The organism is Nitrospira sp. KM1, from assembly GCF_011405515.1.
GTDB lineage: Bacteria > Nitrospirota > Nitrospiria > Nitrospirales > Nitrospiraceae > Nitrospira_C.
In genome coordinates this window covers 210714-227002 of the sequence record NZ_AP022671.1, presented here as the reverse complement: position 1 = coordinate 227002, position 16289 = coordinate 210714, and the positions used below count along the sequence as shown (strand labels likewise).

Annotated in this window: 13 protein-coding genes; all 13 read right to left on the bottom strand. The window is 55.6% G+C overall.

The window, feature by feature from the left end; all coding sequences use genetic code 11:
• Positions 1–18 precede the first annotated feature (18 nt).
• The 13 genes from W02_RS01115 to nirK all read right to left on the bottom strand — a co-directional run bounded on the left by W02_RS01115 (position 19) and on the right by nirK (position 16190).
• Positions 19–606, bottom strand: coding sequence for a hypothetical protein (locus W02_RS01115; RefSeq protein ID WP_173043969.1), 588 nt, complete (start codon positions 604–606; stop codon positions 19–21).
• Between the two features lie 111 nt (positions 607–717).
• On the bottom strand, positions 718–1122 hold the full coding sequence (locus W02_RS01110) for a hypothetical protein (RefSeq protein WP_173043967.1): 405 nt from the start codon (positions 1120–1122) through the stop codon (positions 718–720).
• A 203-nt stretch (positions 1123–1325) separates the two neighbouring features.
• Positions 1326–3731, bottom strand: a complete 2406-nt coding sequence (locus W02_RS01105) for an arylsulfatase (RefSeq protein ID WP_173043965.1) — start codon at positions 3729–3731, stop codon at positions 1326–1328.
• Between the two features lie 193 nt (positions 3732–3924).
• Positions 3925–5460 (bottom strand): DUF3943 domain-containing protein, encoded by a 1536-nt coding sequence (locus W02_RS01100; protein WP_173043963.1) that lies wholly within the window; start codon positions 5458–5460, stop codon positions 3925–3927.
• A 67-nt stretch (positions 5461–5527) separates the two neighbouring features.
• On the bottom strand, positions 5528–7123 hold the full coding sequence (locus W02_RS01095) for an arylsulfatase (protein ID WP_173043961.1): 1596 nt from the start codon (positions 7121–7123) through the stop codon (positions 5528–5530).
• 424 nt (positions 7124–7547) lie between these two features.
• Entirely contained in the window at positions 7548–8033 is a 486-nt protein-coding gene (locus W02_RS01090) for a hypothetical protein (RefSeq protein ID WP_173043959.1), read from the bottom strand.
• Between the two features lie 30 nt (positions 8034–8063).
• Positions 8064–8933, bottom strand: coding sequence for a universal stress protein (locus W02_RS01085; protein WP_173043957.1), 870 nt, complete (start codon positions 8931–8933; stop codon positions 8064–8066).
• Between the two features lie 16 nt (positions 8934–8949).
• Entirely contained in the window at positions 8950–9387 is a 438-nt protein-coding gene (locus tag W02_RS01080; RefSeq protein WP_173043955.1) for a hypothetical protein, read from the bottom strand.
• A 320-nt stretch (positions 9388–9707) separates the two neighbouring features.
• A complete protein-coding gene (locus W02_RS01075) occupies positions 9708–10403 on the bottom strand; it encodes an outer membrane protein (RefSeq protein ID WP_173043953.1) in 696 nt (231 codons plus the stop codon).
• A gap of 63 nt (positions 10404–10466) precedes the next feature.
• Positions 10467–11252 (bottom strand): hypothetical protein, encoded by a 786-nt coding sequence (locus tag W02_RS01070; RefSeq protein ID WP_173043951.1) that lies wholly within the window; start codon positions 11250–11252, stop codon positions 10467–10469.
• Between the two features lie 412 nt (positions 11253–11664).
• Entirely contained in the window at positions 11665–13245 is a 1581-nt protein-coding gene (locus W02_RS01065) for an arylsulfatase (protein WP_197742102.1), read from the bottom strand.
• Between the two features lie 97 nt (positions 13246–13342).
• Complete coding sequence (locus W02_RS01060; RefSeq protein ID WP_173043949.1) at positions 13343–14671, bottom strand: cytochrome b N-terminal domain-containing protein; 1329 nt, start codon at positions 14669–14671, stop codon at positions 13343–13345.
• A 58-nt stretch (positions 14672–14729) separates the two neighbouring features.
• Positions 14730–16190 (bottom strand): copper-containing nitrite reductase, encoded by a 1461-nt coding sequence (gene nirK / locus W02_RS01055; RefSeq protein WP_173051316.1) that lies wholly within the window; start codon positions 16188–16190, stop codon positions 14730–14732.
• Between the last annotated feature and the right edge of the window lie 99 nt (positions 16191–16289).

The window sequence follows — 16289 nt, the reverse complement described above, 5'->3', positions numbered from 1 at the left end:
CGTGAAGATTTCCTTTACTCAGTCGATCGAATAGGGTTGCGCCCGCAACACAGACACTGTAGCTGTGCCGGACACACCTGCATCGGTCAACACGTAGGTCGAAAACCCCTTTGTGAGAAGATCAGCGGAGGTCCCGCTCCCCGCCACGCCAACATCTCCCGCTTTGACCGCAGCCTCAGCTTCAGCGCCCGCATACCACTTCCCATCAGCCACGTCGCGGAACTTACCGAGATCCTGAAAGATGAGCACGACCTTTTGTACTCGTCCACCCCAACCGGCTCCAAACTGAAGTTCAGGGATTCTCAAGTATGAACGCTTGCCGGTCGCCTTCTCCACCGCGATACCGGCACCGCTTCCCCATCCAACCATGGGAACTTTCACGATATCCTGTTCCGCCACCAAATAACCAGCCGCCTGCTCCAACTCTTGTTTCGCTTTTGGCTGCTCCTGGATTACCCGGGCCAACGCATCCTGTTCAAGCTTGCTGAAGTAGGCTCGCTTACTGTCGGGGCTTCCTACCAACCCGCCCGCGCAGCCGCTCAACAGCATGCTCATAGCAAAGGCCACTGCGGCCATACCGTCTAGGTTTTTCAGTGAACAATTCATTGTTCATACTCCGATCTTATATCTGCCATGCGGCGAATCTGTTCGATTTGCACCACCTTCTGGTTCGTGCCTCGTGGCCACACCAAGAGCCCATGAACCGATTCTCTTTTTTTACGATCCGTGAACAGCTTCTGTATACATCGGCCGTCCGGACCCAAGTGCTACCCATCCGCGAATGATCCGATACACGAACCAGAGTCCTACGACAGCCATGGGAAGCCATGCGATAAGGATGGCAATCCCAAACGTCGCGATAATGAAACCCACGCAAAGCGAGATCCAAAGAAAGCCAAACCAGAACGTCCGGATCTGCCATCGAAAGTGTGATTCAAGCCAGGTGCCACGTGCCTCGCTCCGTTTGAGATAGTTCAGGATAACAGCAATAATCGACGGCCAGCCGGTGAGGAACGCCCCGACGATGGTCGCGGTCCCGATGATGCCGGTGAGCAGGCTAAACGCATGCAGCGCGTACACCACCTGTGTCCAGGTGACCAGCGAATCCAATGTGCGATCCATAGTTGCCTCACTCTCGGGGCAAACTGGTGACGCATGCAGGTCTTGCCCATGAAATGCTCAGGTCATCCGGTTTGGACTGCCGTCTTGCGTGGAACCCCTTCGCGCTGAGATTTTCGAAGTTACAAAGAGTAATTCCCTCTGATCCACTCCATTCACGGAACGGCTCGAGGCACCCGAGCACTGCACCATATTCTTTTTCACAATCACTTCAGCTCCACCGTCACCTTCTCGATCTTCCCGGTGAAGGCGAACGGGAGCTTGTATGAGAAGTCCACCGGGGAGCCGACATCCTCGCCGATATCCAACCCTTCGCCGAGCGAAATTTGATTCGGAATGGTTTTCGGCAGTTGCCCTTCGGCAACCTTGGTACCATTGACCGACATTGTCACAAATGCGGGCTCGCCTCGCTCTCCGGCACGACCTTTGTAATCAAAATCGATCTTGAGTTGCACCTTTCCATGAGGCAGAGGTTTTTGGCTCGCGATCATCGTGCGATCCAGCGAGAGATAGTTGTATACAAATGCAGGCTTGCCGTCGCGGACATACAAGCCGTAGCCGCCGACCAATCCTCCATGCGTCACAACCATGCCCTCCACGCCGGCCTCCGGTACTTCGAGATCGGCCGTCACTGTCCATGACTTATTGAGGAGGCGCGGGGCGGCATCGTTCGGCAGACCGACCTGTCCCGGATAGTACGTGTAACTCTTACGATTTCCGCCCGGATCCGGCCGGCCCATGAGCTCAGCGTTGAGCCTTTCGACCCCACGCCAATCTAGAGGCAGCACATTGTGCTTGGCTGCCTCCACCCACCACAAATCTTGTAGCTCGCGGAGTTTCTGCGGATTGACACTGGCGAGATCATCAGCCTGCGTGAAGTCCTGGTCGATATTGTAGAGTTCCCACCTCTGTTTGTCCGGATCAAAGCCGGTGCGGTTCGGTTGCCAGGGAGCGAAGGATGTCGCCGAGGCCATCCAGCCGTCATGGTAGATTCCCCGATTGGCTCCTAGCTCGAAATACTGAGTCGTCCGGCGATCTTTGGCTTTTGCGTCTTCGAGTGTATAGGCGAAGCTGATGCCTTCGATCGATTTCTGTTCGACGCCGTTGAGTACCATCGGAGAGGTAATACCGATTATCTCGTAAAGCGTAGGCACAATGTCGATCACGTGGAGAAACTGATCTCGCAGTCCGCCCCCATCCTTGATTCGGGAAGGCCACGACACGATCATGGGATTGCGCGTGCCGCCAAAGTGACTGGCTACCTGCTTGGTCCACTGGAACGGCGTATCCATCGCATGGGCCCAAGCCGAAGGGAAATGGTTAAAATGCTTGGGGCCTCCTAGTTCATCGATCACCTTCAAATTCTCTTCCCATTTCTCTGGAAAGCCGTTGAAGAACAGATTCTCGTTGATCGAACCTTCAATGCCTCCTTCGGCACTCGAGCCATTATCTCCAGCGATATAGATGAAGACTGTGTCCTGCGCACCGGGCAACTGCTGTACCGCCTCGATGAGGCGACCCATATGATGATCAACGTGAGCACCATAGCCCGCGAACACCTCCATCATACGTGCGTACAATCGCTTCTGATCGGCATTCAGTGAAGCCCATGCCGGCAAACCGGCTGATCTTGTCGTCAATTTCGCGTTTGCCGGGATCACCCCGAGCTTCTTTTGCCGCGCGAAGGTCTCTTCGCGGTACGTATCCCAGCCCATGTCGAACTTGCCCTTGAACTTGTCGATCCATTCCTTCGGGGCTTGATGCGGTGAGTGAGTCGCCCCTGGTGCGACGTAGAGAAAGAAGGGCCGATCGGGAGCAATACTCTTGACCTTGCGCACCCAAGCGACGGCGTGGTCGGCAATATCCGACGTCAGATGATAGTTCGGGTCCGCTGAAGCGGGGACCAGATCGCGATTCTCGTACAGCACTGGATTCCAGTGATTCATATCGCCGGCATTGAATCCGTAGAAATAGTCGAAGCCCAGCCCATTCACCCAGCGATCAAATGGACCTGCGGCGCTGACCTCCCATGCCGGGGTATTGTGGTTCTTCCCGATCCAGGCCGTCATATAGCCGTTCTGTCGGAGCACTTCACCGATGGTGCCAGTACTCCGAGGGATAATGCCGGTATAGCCTTCATATCCTGTTGCCATTTCCTGGATACCGGCAGTCGCAACCGAATGATGATTGCGACCCGTGATCAATGCCGCGCGAGTGGGACTGCATAACGCTGTCGTATGGAACCGGTTAAATCGCAGGCCTTGGGCGGCAAGGTTATCCATAGTTGGAGAAGGTACACCTCCTCCGAACGTGCTGAACTGGCCGAATCCCGCGTCGTCGAGAAGAATCAGCACCACATTCGGCGCCCCCTTCGGCGCCTGCACCGGCTGTGGGAACTGCGCCGGATCGGAATCGAGAAACGTCCGCCCCACGCTGCCAGGGAAACGGAAATCCGGACGCGGCAACACAGTCGGTGTGCCGTCGGCAACCGGAGACGCTTCGTCCGTTTTCATGTTTTCGGCAAGGACAATTGTCAGGCCGGACGGCAGCACCCACCCGAGCATACTGCTCACGATAACCAACAGGGCCGCGAGAAGGGCTCGTGTATTCATCTAGGTACTCCTTCATTTTGTGAAACTGATCTCTTCGCCTTCGTCCGACGCAGGTCCTCATTTACTCGACATTCGACGGCAGGGAAAGCCTCTTTGATCACTCCTTTCGTTAGGGGGTACCATGTCTCGGGTTGATGGAAAACTGTCAAAACTAACAGCATTGGGGAATAGCATGGTTGTCTGAATAGCCGAATCACCGCCACTCTACGGTGCCGAATCCCGAATCTCCCAGTAACACGTACATCAGACTGACCATGCCAACTGTCTGGTCTTTATAGGAGATATTCGGATAGTTGGCATCCCGGTGTGAGGTGTTGTATCGGACCGCCAGGCCATGACGGTCGTAGACTCGAACCGTCAGCGACGAATCCCCCCGCAAGATGTTTTCCCATCCATGCTCGGTCGCGAGAGCCGTGCTCACATAATATTCCCTGCCCGTCAGATCGATCATGACCCTGTCGCCGAACATGAAGCGAAGAGACAGTAAGCCGTGCGGCGTCAGGCCGTAGTGATAGTCTCGCTCGCCGGTAGCTTCGATGCTGCCGGCCGCTCCATAACCGGCTCCGGCAAGCGCCGTTCCCTGAACCGCGACTACGTCGGACAACCAGGTTTGCCATGTCGTGCCCAACGACAAAGCCGTATTCGAAACTCGGAATACCTGCGGCGAGATATAGTCGTAATTTCCGTATAAGCCCCAGATCCCTCGAGTCGATTCCCCGTATGCGTAGTCTGTTCCTATGAGGAGGCCTCGGCTGTTGATGCTTTCCAACACATTGGCTGTGACTGCGGTGACATGAAAGTCAAAGTAATCGAACGGACGTTTATAGGTGTAGCCCGGCTTTCCCGGCAGACCATAGCTGAACGTAAAGTCGGCAACGGCTCCAGTTTCTTCGACTGCCGATGACACATTCCGGCTGCTTGACGAGATCGTTCCTCCCGCCTGGAGGCGTAAGAAGGTGGCAGGTTTATGACTTGGAAAGATCGTGGCAAACTTATCCCCAAACACCAAGCGATTGAATCCCGTCGGAGGTGATATGACCGCTGCACCGAGTTCGCGCCAGAATCCCGGCTTGCCTTCACTGTCCTCCAGCAACAGGCTGGCCATCCGGAAGAACGGTTCTCCCAAAAACGTTCCACCGATCGGCGTCGCAATCATGTCGTTGATCGATGGATTGGTCGTCTCGCCTGCAATCTCCCACACAAAACTTCCACCGACGCTGTAGAGGAAGGATTCCCAGAAGTTCAGGCCGGAAGATCGTGCCAGCCCGTAATAGACGCTTCCTCCATAAGGATGCAGGAATTGATTGACCTTGAACTGATCGTTATCGACAACCCAATGCGGATCGGTAAGATTCTTCCAGATCGTATCGCCGTTCGTCTTGTAATCATCCATCGGCTCGACGAAATGCCGGTCGAACATGTTGAGCAAGAATTCATATAAGAGGATCTCTCCAACTGGGAGAGCATAGCTGCGGCCGGCGCCGGTCTCCCACACAAGTTTGTCGTCCCGCCACTCGCGGGCGATCCGACCGAGCTTGCCGGATGCATTGAGCTGCGATGATGGTTTCTCAGAAGGCAGCGGCTCGAACGGTGAAGGAGGACCATGCAGCGGAGCGGAACCGGCCGCCGGCTCCTGGGCAAAGCCCGCTCCCACCATGATCCAAAGAAAGAGAAAAACTCCGCTTACAGCGCGCAACGGTCGCAACGTTTGGTTCGGCAGAGATGACACAGGTTATCGCTGGGATCTCTCCTTTACCATTGTTCAGTTCATGGGAACAAGACGATAGAATCTCCTCTCACTTGGCACCAGTGGCGGCTTCGAGCTTTTCGATGATTTGGTCGATCGAGAACGTTGCAGGACGTTGACGAGGCGGAAAGTCCTTATAGCTCTTGAGGTAGTTCGCGACGACTTGGACTGAAGGCACGACCAGAAACGCATGGTCCATCAACCAGGGGTGATAGTATGCCGACGCGTCCACCGAGTACTCGTAGGGATCAGATTTCAAATCGCATATCAAGGGAATCCGCAGCCTGGTCAGCGGATTCATCCACACCGTGACGCCGATCGAATCCTGCTTGGCATAGGTGAACTTGAACCGGTCGTCGCGGAAAGCCATCAGGTCGCCGTCGTCGCTGAAGTAGAAGAACTCGTGACGTGCCCCCTTCTGACTCTTCCCGGTGAGATAATCCAGCTGGTTATAGCCGTCGAGATGTACCTTGAACGTCTTGTCGCCGACTTTCACTCCTTTGGTGGCCGTCTCCCGCAAATTGTGGTCCCCGCCTGCGGCAGCAACGAGCGTGACCAACCAGTCCTCGGCACTGAAGAGCTCCGTGAAGTTTGTTGCCGGCTTGATGTGGCCTGGCCATCTCATGACGGCGGGAACGCGGAACGCGCCGTCCCAATTCGTATCCTTTTCGGAGCGGAAGGGCGAAGCGCCGCCGTCCGGCCACATGCTTTTCATCGCTCCATTGTCAGTCGTGTACAGAACGATCGTATCGTCGGCGATCTTGAGATCGTCAAGCTGCTTAAGCAACTCCCCGACATGACCGTCATGCTCCATCATGCCGTCGGCCTGAATCCCCAGCCCCGTCTTGCCCTTTGAACCGGGTTTCAGGTGGGTGAAGATATGCATGCGCGTCGCGTTGAACCAGACGAAAAACGGCTTGTTGGCGTTATGACTGCGGCTGATGAAGTCTTTTGCCGAAGCCAGGAATTCCTCATCTGCAGTCTCCATGCGTTTGCGCGTAAGCGGCCCAGTATCTTCAATGTTGCCGTCTGCGAATGAGCGGAGTACGCCGCGCGGTCCGAATCGCTGCCGGAACTCCTGGGCTTTTGGGTAATCCTCGTGCTCCGGTTCTTCTTCAGCATTTAGGTGATACAGATTGCCGAAGAATTCATCGAATCCATGATTGGTCGGTAGGAACTCATCCCGGTCCCCGAGGTGGTTCTTACCGAATTGACCGGTCATGTAACCGAGTGGCTTCAAGAACTCCGCTATCGTAGGATCTTCCTTCTGGATGCCGACGGGCGCGCCGGGCATGCCAACCTTTGTCAGCCCTGTACGAAAGGGGGACTGCCCGAGGATGAACGCGGCACGGCCTGCAGTGCAGGATTGTTGGCCGTAGTAGTTGACGAAGACGCCTCCCTCATGTGCAATTCGGTCGATATTGGGCGTGGTGAACCCCATGAGGCCGCGGCTGTATGCGCTGACATTCGTCTGGCCGATATCGTCACCGAAAATAACGAGAATATTCGGCTTCTTCGGCTCAGCTTGCACACTTGTCGCACTTAACGCCAGGTATGCGCATGACAATGCCATGGCCACGCCCTTCTTCCATCCTCGTAACAGTTCGGACAGGAACAGGCCGTGACTTTCTATAGAATTATCCATGCCAACCCTCCTCCCGATTCTCAGGCACAAGCCCACGAATTCTCTGCCTACACGATTCAGTGGCAGAGCCGCATCTTCTATCCTTGACGCTCATATGAGGCAGGATGTGTGCTATTGAGCCTTGACCTAGTGACGGAGGGACCCGCTGTGTATCATCGGATCGATATCCCTGTCTTCACTGGCAGAGATGGTTCTGTCAGCACCATTGTCAGCCATACCAAGGCCATAAGCCAGGACAGGAGACTGCCGATCCCGATCAAGACCATGAGTGATATCGCCCTTCGAGTGAGCATGACACCCCTATACAAAATAGAATAGGTACATGCGAGCCCAGATTGTCAGCCGGCTTTCTTCATCATTTCACCATGTGACTAACATGTCTCAGCGTCGGCTGGTACTGTCAAAACTGACAGAGCTCTTGCGGCTACCTGGACCCCTGGCTTTCAAGCGGAGGGACTTGTTTCGAAGCGTTCGCCGAAACCTCAAATTCATTGAGCCAGAAAATGAATGTCAACGGCATCCAGTACGAGCGATCACGCGTTCTGAGATCGGTGACGATGGTGCCTCCCCGCTTCTTACTTTCCTGCGTCACCTTATCGACAAGTAGATCGACACGAACATTATGAGTAAACAAACGGGGGATCTGAGCTCCTTCAAGATCGTCCACGTTGCCGGTCACAAGCGGAATGTACTTGAACAGATAGATACCCCAGTTATCCACATAGAGATGAGCGACAGGCACCCCGGCATCGGAGAATTGTTGCCCATTCAATTGGTCTGGGGAAACGACCTTGAGCGTCGCGCAGCCTTGGAAGAGTACCGAAACGACTAGAACGACATGAGCTGAAACTGTCTTTAGTCGAGCACCGACTGCCCTGGCCTCGGACCATGTTGTTTCAATGCTCCACATACCATTCGTTGCTCGGGTGAAGCTCGTGCCCTACATCATCGAAGCCATAAGGCCGTCCGCTGGGATGGCCAGCAAGGGACAGGGCGTTCTCCGGAGGACGCGCTCGCTGTGGCTGCCCCGCAACGCGTCGAGAAATCCATTTCGCCCTTCCGTCGTCATGGCGATCAGATCGGCTTTGATCTCCGATGCCATATCGAGAATGACGTCGATGATGTCTCCATTCCGAACGACCGTATTCCAGTTCCACCCTTTGATATCGGGTAACTGAAGGTGGGGCAGGCTGTTCTTGTCTCCCACATGAAGCAGGGTCACAGTGCCGGACGGACAATTAAGCCGATGGATCAAACGCATCACAGCATGGATGGCGGGTTGAGCTGATGGAGCCGCGGCAATGGGAATCAAGACATTTTTCAAAGTAATGGATCCATCCTTCATCGACACAAATCCATATGTCCCCTTCGGAATGAAAAGCGTCATCTGGCGTGATTTGCGGGCGATAGGAGCCGCAATGGATCGACTGAGCCACAGTGTCCGTTCCTTATTTTGATCGGTAGCCAGCACGATGAGATCCGCATGATGTTTCTCGAGATAGGCCGTAACGGATTCCACAGGATCATCGTGAAACGCCTGGACCTTCTCCACACCAATCCCGAGCCTTGAAACATCGGCCGTCACACTGTTCCTCGGTAATAAATCCCACCGGATCAAAGTTTCCCGTACTCCCGGAAAGTTCGTCCAGTCTCTTTTTTCATCTTTGGCCACGTGAAGAATCGTCAACCCGGCCTGAGCGACCAACGCGGCTTTCAGCGCATGTGCAAACGCCGTGTCGCTCGCTGCGCTAAAATCTGATGGGTGAAAGATATGCTTGAGAACCGGAACGTCCACCGAAACTGTCGACATACGTCATCCTCCCACGTTACTCGGGGTTCAGCGTTTGAAGAACCGATGCTCCGCTCCCTCGTGCACGGTCATCAGCATTAACCCTTTTTCCCGTCTGACGCAATGCCTCTTCGAAGTCCGCAGACACCGCGTTTGATTGCGTGGCATCCGATAATCCAAATTGCCGGTCGAGCAGACCCTCGACCGCCTCCTTAAAATGATCATCTCGTGACGTGATGACCGCTTGCTCGAGTCGCGCGGGTTTGACGACTGTCTTGCACCGATCCAGCCACTGATAGAGTCGCTGCACCGTCTGCCCCGCATCACGGTGATGTGCCGCCTCCTGCAACCGTCCGAATGCCGCGGCTTCGGAGCGCTCGTACAGACGCCGCCGATCCGCACGACGTGACAGGAAGGCGCGCACGCCTCGCCGGATGTTTGAACCGAGGAAGCGGATTGCGAGTGTGCACGGCACGACCCCGGCCGGCAACCAAGCCCGTGCTCGAATATGAATCAGCCTATGAACTGGGACCGGCGCGGCTGCCTCAATCGGGACGGCAATCTCAGGGCGATAGCCCGGGTTTGGAACGTCTCGAACGATACCGCTGCCCGATGATTGATGACTCCATTCTATGTTGCAGATCGGTAACAGCTTCTCGGAGAGTCGTCTTCGGCCACCCGTTGGAGAAGAACCAATGGATAGAGAATTCTCAAGGCAGTCATCGCAAGCATGGGCGATCGCTGTGCCGTATAGACATGGTAAGACTGTGAGGTATTTCAGCGTTCCTGGCACTCCTAAAACTTAAAGCCAATGTCGATCTTGAAGGTCGTAAACCCAGGCATTCCCGTATTGGAAATATCAACCCACTGCTGCCTCACTCCCCCCCGGAGCAGGAAGTACTTGTTAACGTCCCAACGTAACCCACCTCCGACGCCTGTGCTAAAAAACGTGTCTGACTTGGTCGGTTGACTTGCGCCGCAGATGTACCCGAACCATGGATCGAAGTAACAGCCGACGACGGGAGGACCGTCGGCGATATCAGTATGGATATGAGTTCCTCCGATGACACCTTCGACGTAGGGTGTCAGCGGTCCCTTCAAGATGTTGTACGTCACGGCGAGCCCAAATGTGTTCATCTGGAGTTCCCCGCTGATGTTGCGGGCAGGTCCAGGATTTCCAGGAGCCGGCTGGACGACCGCTTGATAATCCGGTTGACTCCACGAAAAATAGCCGGCGAGGTTCCAGTGCTCGTTGAAGTTATAGCCGATCTGGAGTCCAAATCCCCAGGTATCATTGACCTTGCCGGTCGTTCCGCCGTCGAACCCAAGATTTTTTGCCAACGTATATTGGGGCGAGAGGAGGATCTCCCACCGTTTGCTTCGAAATGATTCAACCGTGTCCGAATCCTGCGCAAAGGCAACGGGCCCGCCACCACATATTAGGAGAACCCCCACTACTGTGATCTGGACGAGTTGTTTCACCTGTTTCATATGAGGTCTCCTTCAGACGGCCGAGCATGTCAGACTTGCGATCGCGTTCCAGAATCCCATCCGTTACGGATTGTCTTTTCGTGCCGGATGACTGTCATCCGGAGTTTCTTGCGGCATGGACTCCGTAATGAGGTCGTCGAGAAACTTGTTCACCGGAGTGTACTTTGACGACCGTCTCCCGTTGAGCAGATCCGAGACGACGCTGCCCATGGTTGCACGAGTAATATCCTCCAGATACACCGGGTCCTGAGAAACCGCCTCATTCTGCATCGTCGTTTCCACGAGGGAACCCCACACGACTTCCCCGGTTTCGGCGTCCCACAACTGGATCATCAGTCGCATGTTGCTCGAGCGGGTCTGCGAAAGCAGCACTCCGAACCCCGGAAAGGTCCATCGATCCGTCATGAGCTGTGAAAATGCCGCCAGCCTGGGCTGAAAGACATATCTCACGCCGACGGCCTCGGCGATCTTGCGCAAAGGAACGACGTCAAACATGTTGCTGGCATCATAATCAGCCCGCATTCGCATGTAATCCTGGGCGAGTTCCCGCCTATTAATCTGGGCAATAATCTCTTGAGGGGACACCACCTTCCAATGGGGAGCGACCTTCCCAAGAATCTCGGCGAGGAAATGACTGATCGCCACCTCATTGCCCCGCAAACCCACAATCGTAACAGCTGGGAATATACCGATCGGAACCTGCTGGATGGTGGCGACCTGAACGCCGGGCGCGAAAGCGGTCGAATTAGTTCTGGCCTGCCAGCCATATAACGAACTCGCGCAGCCACCGGTGAGGAAACTGCTCACCAGGAGACCGATATGAATTGCGCATGCAAATCGAGACGCCATCCTACCTGTCAACACCGTGCCGTCATATCAGTTACGGACGGGACATCAACTTCTGCACCACTTCGTCGAGGTTAAAGCTCGTCGGCCTCTGACGGATGGGGGATTCCTTGAAACTCTCCAGCCAACGCGCGACCACGGCTTGCGCGGGCACAATGACAAACCCGCGGGCGCGAAGTATGCCCAGTCGCAGGCGGCCGACTCCGGCCCTCGCTCGAAGGGATCTGTGTACAGGTTGTAGACGTTTGGAATGCGGAGCCGTTCGAACCCCTTTCTCCAGACGGGGCCCGCCTCGCATGAGAAGCGTTAGTGCCTAGCATGTCCAATTGAAAATTGTTCGACTCCGCATGACCACCTCCTTCTTGTGATGAATCTGATGGTCGGAAAACTGTGGCGTTCCATGAGCTCATGAATATCAATTGCCAGGGGGCGCGAGGGTCTCCAGCTGTTGCAAGCGCTTCAGAGCTTCCATCACTTTTAAGCTCTGATAGTTGATACCAGCCGCGTTCAAGCTCGCGCCGGCTTGGTATGGATACTTGTCAAAATCTGTGAAGAACGCCTTGATCTTTTGTTGAATGGGGACGAACAACCATAAGTTATCGGCATACCACCGAATGTACGATCCGGACTCGAAGGGCATCTTTTCGTAAGGGTCCGCCCGCAAGTTGACGATGATCGGCCAACCAGTGACCTTGCGCGTCCCGGTGGCGATATTGCCGTCGATCATGGCGAAATTCACTTTCCAGTCATTCCATCGAACGGCGTTTAATTCGCCACCTTGGCCGAAGTAGAAATATTCTTCGCGCGGTCCCTTTTTGGCCTCGCCTTTCAAGTACGGGAGAAAATCATAGCCGTCGAGATGCACCTTAAAGTCCTTCCCGTGAAGTTTGGTGCCCCGCTTGAGGCGTTCGACGGCATCGGACATACCGGCGGCCGAGGCGAAGGTCGGCATCCAGTCGTTGTGTGCAATCGGCTCGTTTGAGACCGTGCCGGGCTTGATGACACCCGGCCACTTGACGATCAACGGAACCCGATGTCCCCCCTCAAAGGTCGTGCCTTTCTCCCCGTGAAACGGTGTAATTCCTCCGTCGGGCCATGTAACGGTTTCCGCACCGTTGTCGGTTGAATACATCACGATGGTGTTGTCCGCCATTCCGAGGTCTTCGAGCTTCTTGAGCATGGCCCCAACCATCTTATCGTGCTCGACCATGCCGTCCGGATAGAGTCCGATGCCCGTGACTCGGTCGCTTTCCTTCTTGAGATGCGTCCAGACGTGCATCCGCGTGGTATTGAACCAGATGAAGAAAGGTTTGTCGGCTTTCTTGGCCCGGTCCAGATAATCCACCGCCGCGGCAAAAAATTCTTCGTCCACGGTTTCCATGCGCCTGCGAGTCAACGGACCCGTATCCTGGATTTTTCCATCTGCAGCGACTTTCAGCACGCCGCGCGGCCCGTAGTTCTTCCTGAATTCAGGATCTTTGGGATAGTAATACCCTTCCGGCTCTTCTTCAGCGTTCAAATGGTAGAGGTTGCCGAAGAATTCATCGAAGCCGTGCGCGGTGGGCAGATGGTTGTCGCGGTCACCGAAGTGGTTCTTCCCGAACTGCGCCGTCATATACCCCTGCTCTTTCATAATGTCGGCGATCGTCGGTGTCCAATCAGGAATACCGTGCGGCGAACCCGGCATTCCGATGGTCAGCAATCCCGTCCTGAAAGGATGTTGCCCGAGCATAAATGCCGCCCGGCCGGCCGTGCACGATTGCTCACCATAAGCATCGGTGAACATCGCTCCTTCTCTTGCAAGGCGATCAATATTCGGAGTGTGATACCCCATGATTCCGTGATTGTACGCACTGATGTTATGCACTCCGATGTCATCGCCCCAAATCACCAAGATGTTCGGCTTTTTGTGTTCCGCCGCGCGGGCTTCTTGAGGCATCGTTCCCGCGGCAGAGATGATCGCCACCAAGCCCATCACCAAACTCGTGAACCTCATGTTTCCTCCTCGACTAAGCTCCCAGTCTGTCGGTACGTTTCTCGCTCGGAACGTGATGAATAGATGAAGATGAGCGATCCCTCCACCTTCACGTTCGCTATGTTGCTGTCTTCTTGAGTGACAGGATATAGCTTGTCAACTCGTTCAATTCTTGGTCGGTCAATGGGAATTTTGGCATGATCGACCCCGGCGAAGTCGATTGAGGATCCTTGAAGTGGCGATGGTGCCATTCCCGATCGGGGCGGCTGTCCCCTTCATAGGAAAGATCAGGCCCGACGGCTCCACCCTCGCCATGTATCCGATGGCAGCCCGCGCAGCCGAATCGCGCAAAAACCGCCTTGCCTTGAGCAATGGCCGGATCGGTCCGTTTCACGGCATATAGGTTCTTCAAGGAAATCCCCAACAGCGAGAAGACGACGAGGAGAAATACTACCCCGAGCGTCATCCCAATCGGTCGAGAGGCAGGGCTGCGCGATACCTTACGGTCGAGGAACGGCCACAATATGAGCGTGGTGATGAAAAGAGCCGGCAGCACCCAGGTCACCAGCGGCTCCAGCGGGCCGTGCACGTGCTTGAGCAATTCGTAATAGAACAGAAAGTACCATTCAGGAACAGGGACGAAGCTCGTGTCCGATGGATTGGCCTTGTCCGTAAGAGGAAACGGTACGGACGTGGCGAGAACGGCAAGCGTAGCGAATACGACCAACATCACCACGGCATCCATATAGACCTGCCGCGGATAAAATGCCTCACGCTTGGCGGACGCCTTCTTCTCGTCCCAAGGTCCGGCGGGGCCGACCCGGCGGAGAATGAAGAGGTGCACCATGATACCCAGGATGATCACTGCCGGAAGAAAGAGCACATGGATGGCGAAAAACCGCGAAAGGGTCAATGCTCCGAGCGTCTCGCCTCCCCGCATGACTCGCGCGAGAAAGTCTCCGACGAGAGGAACCGTCCCCACCATATTGATCCCGACCTGCGTGGCCCAATAAGCAGTCTGGTCCCAGGGCAGCAGATAGCCGGTGAATGCAAACCCAAGCACGAGCAGCAGCAAGATCACTCCGACGATCCACATCATCTCGCGCGGCGGCTTGTAGGCGCCGTAGAGAAACACCTGGAGCATGTGGAGGCCCACTGCGACCACCATCCCGGAGGCTCCCCAGTGATGAAGACCGCGGACGAACCAGCCGAATGCAACCTGGCCCTCGATGAACTGCACGCTGTCATAGGCATGGTCCGGTGTGGGTGCGTAGTAGATGGCAAGGAACATTCCGGTGACGGCCTGCAGCACGAAAAGAAACAGCGTGGCCGACCCAAACACATAAATCCAACTGGCACCACCCGGAATCGGTTCGTCCAACAGCGTCTTCTCAAGCGCCTTGAGCTTCAGCCGACGATCCATCCAGTCATATATTCGTAATTGCATCACCTACGTCTCCCTTGATGCGCGTCGGACGACGCACAACACGTTCTGCTCGTCCATTTCAATGCGAACGCTCTCCCCGGCCGGCTGCCACCTCGGCGGGAGAGACCGGATCGCCCTCATTCCCCCAAGAGCTTCTGACATAGCTCAGAATACCGGCGACTTCCTCATTCTTGAGGTGTCCCATCGGTGGCATGACACCATTGTATTTTTGCCCGTTGACCTGAATCGGCCCGGTCAAACCATGCAGGACGGTCCGGACCGAGCGTGCTTTGTCGGCCATGAGAAAGTCGGACTTCGCCAGCGGTGGAAATGTACCCGGCAGCCCCTGTCCTTCGGATTGATGACAACCCATGCAGTATGTCTTATAGAGGGTCGCGCCTGTGGCAACAGATGCCGGAGTACCGTTGGCCGGCACCGGTTCCGGACGTTTGCCTGACGCAACGGTTGGCGCTTGATAGTCCGATTCCGCCTGCTTCCCCGAATAGATCGCTGTATTCTCCGAACCCGTGACGGCCAACTCGCCAAGGGCGCCCTTATTGAACGCACGAAGGATCGAATGATCGACAAGCTTGTAGGAACCTGGCACGTCGACTTTGAATTCCACGATGGCGGCGCCTCCTGCAGGCACCAGCGTGGTCTGAATATGCTCCGAGAATCGCGTCCCTGCTTCCGCATACACCCGATCGAAGATCTCACCGATCACGTGGAAGCTCGACACCAGATTAGGTCCGCCGTTGCCCACAAACAGCCTGATACGGTCGCCAACCTTGGCCTTCAACGCATGTTCGCCCATCAACGAGCCGACGGCGCCGTTAAAGACGACGTACGTCGGATGCTCGTCGACGGCTTTGAGCATATCGAAAGCCTGATGACCATGCTCACCGTACTTTCCTGCCGTATAGAAGTCGCTCTGCATGACATAATACTCCCGATCTACAGCCGACAATCCTGCAGCCGGTTCGACGAGAATCAGTCCGTACATCCCATTCGCGACGTGTTCACCCACGGGGGCAGTGGCGCAGTGATAGACGTACAAACCCGGATTCAGCGCTTTGAAGGTAAACTGTGTCCGTTTTCCAGGCGCCGTATTGCTGCTGGCGGCTCCTCCGCCCGGTCCGGTGACGGCATGCAGGTCGATGTTATGGGGAAATCGACTGTCGGGATGATTCATCAGGTGAAATTCGACTGTATCGCCCTCGCGCACACGGATAAATTTTCCCGGGACCTTGCCCCCGAACGTCCAGAACGTATAGTCGATTCCTTCCGATAGAGGTAGCGCGACCTCCGTCGTCTCCAACTCGACCTTGACCTTCGCGGGCTGGCGACGTCTGATAGGAGGTGGCACCGATGGCGCATGGGTCGTGACCGTCTCGATCGTCGCAAGCTCATTGGCCGGCGTGGTTCCGGGAACGCCGCGTTTGGCATCCGACTGCTTGACCAATGTAACGGGTTGCGCTGATACGTCAGGCGGTATGTTGCAGACGACGAGTAGAAAACAACCAAAGGCGGCCCGGCCCATGGTGTGAGACAGTGCCGCGCGGCCAATGCGGCAAGAAGGCATATCCGTTTTTTCTCGCATAAGATCCTTTCTCAGGTGATCTCTCCCCTGGTCAGACCG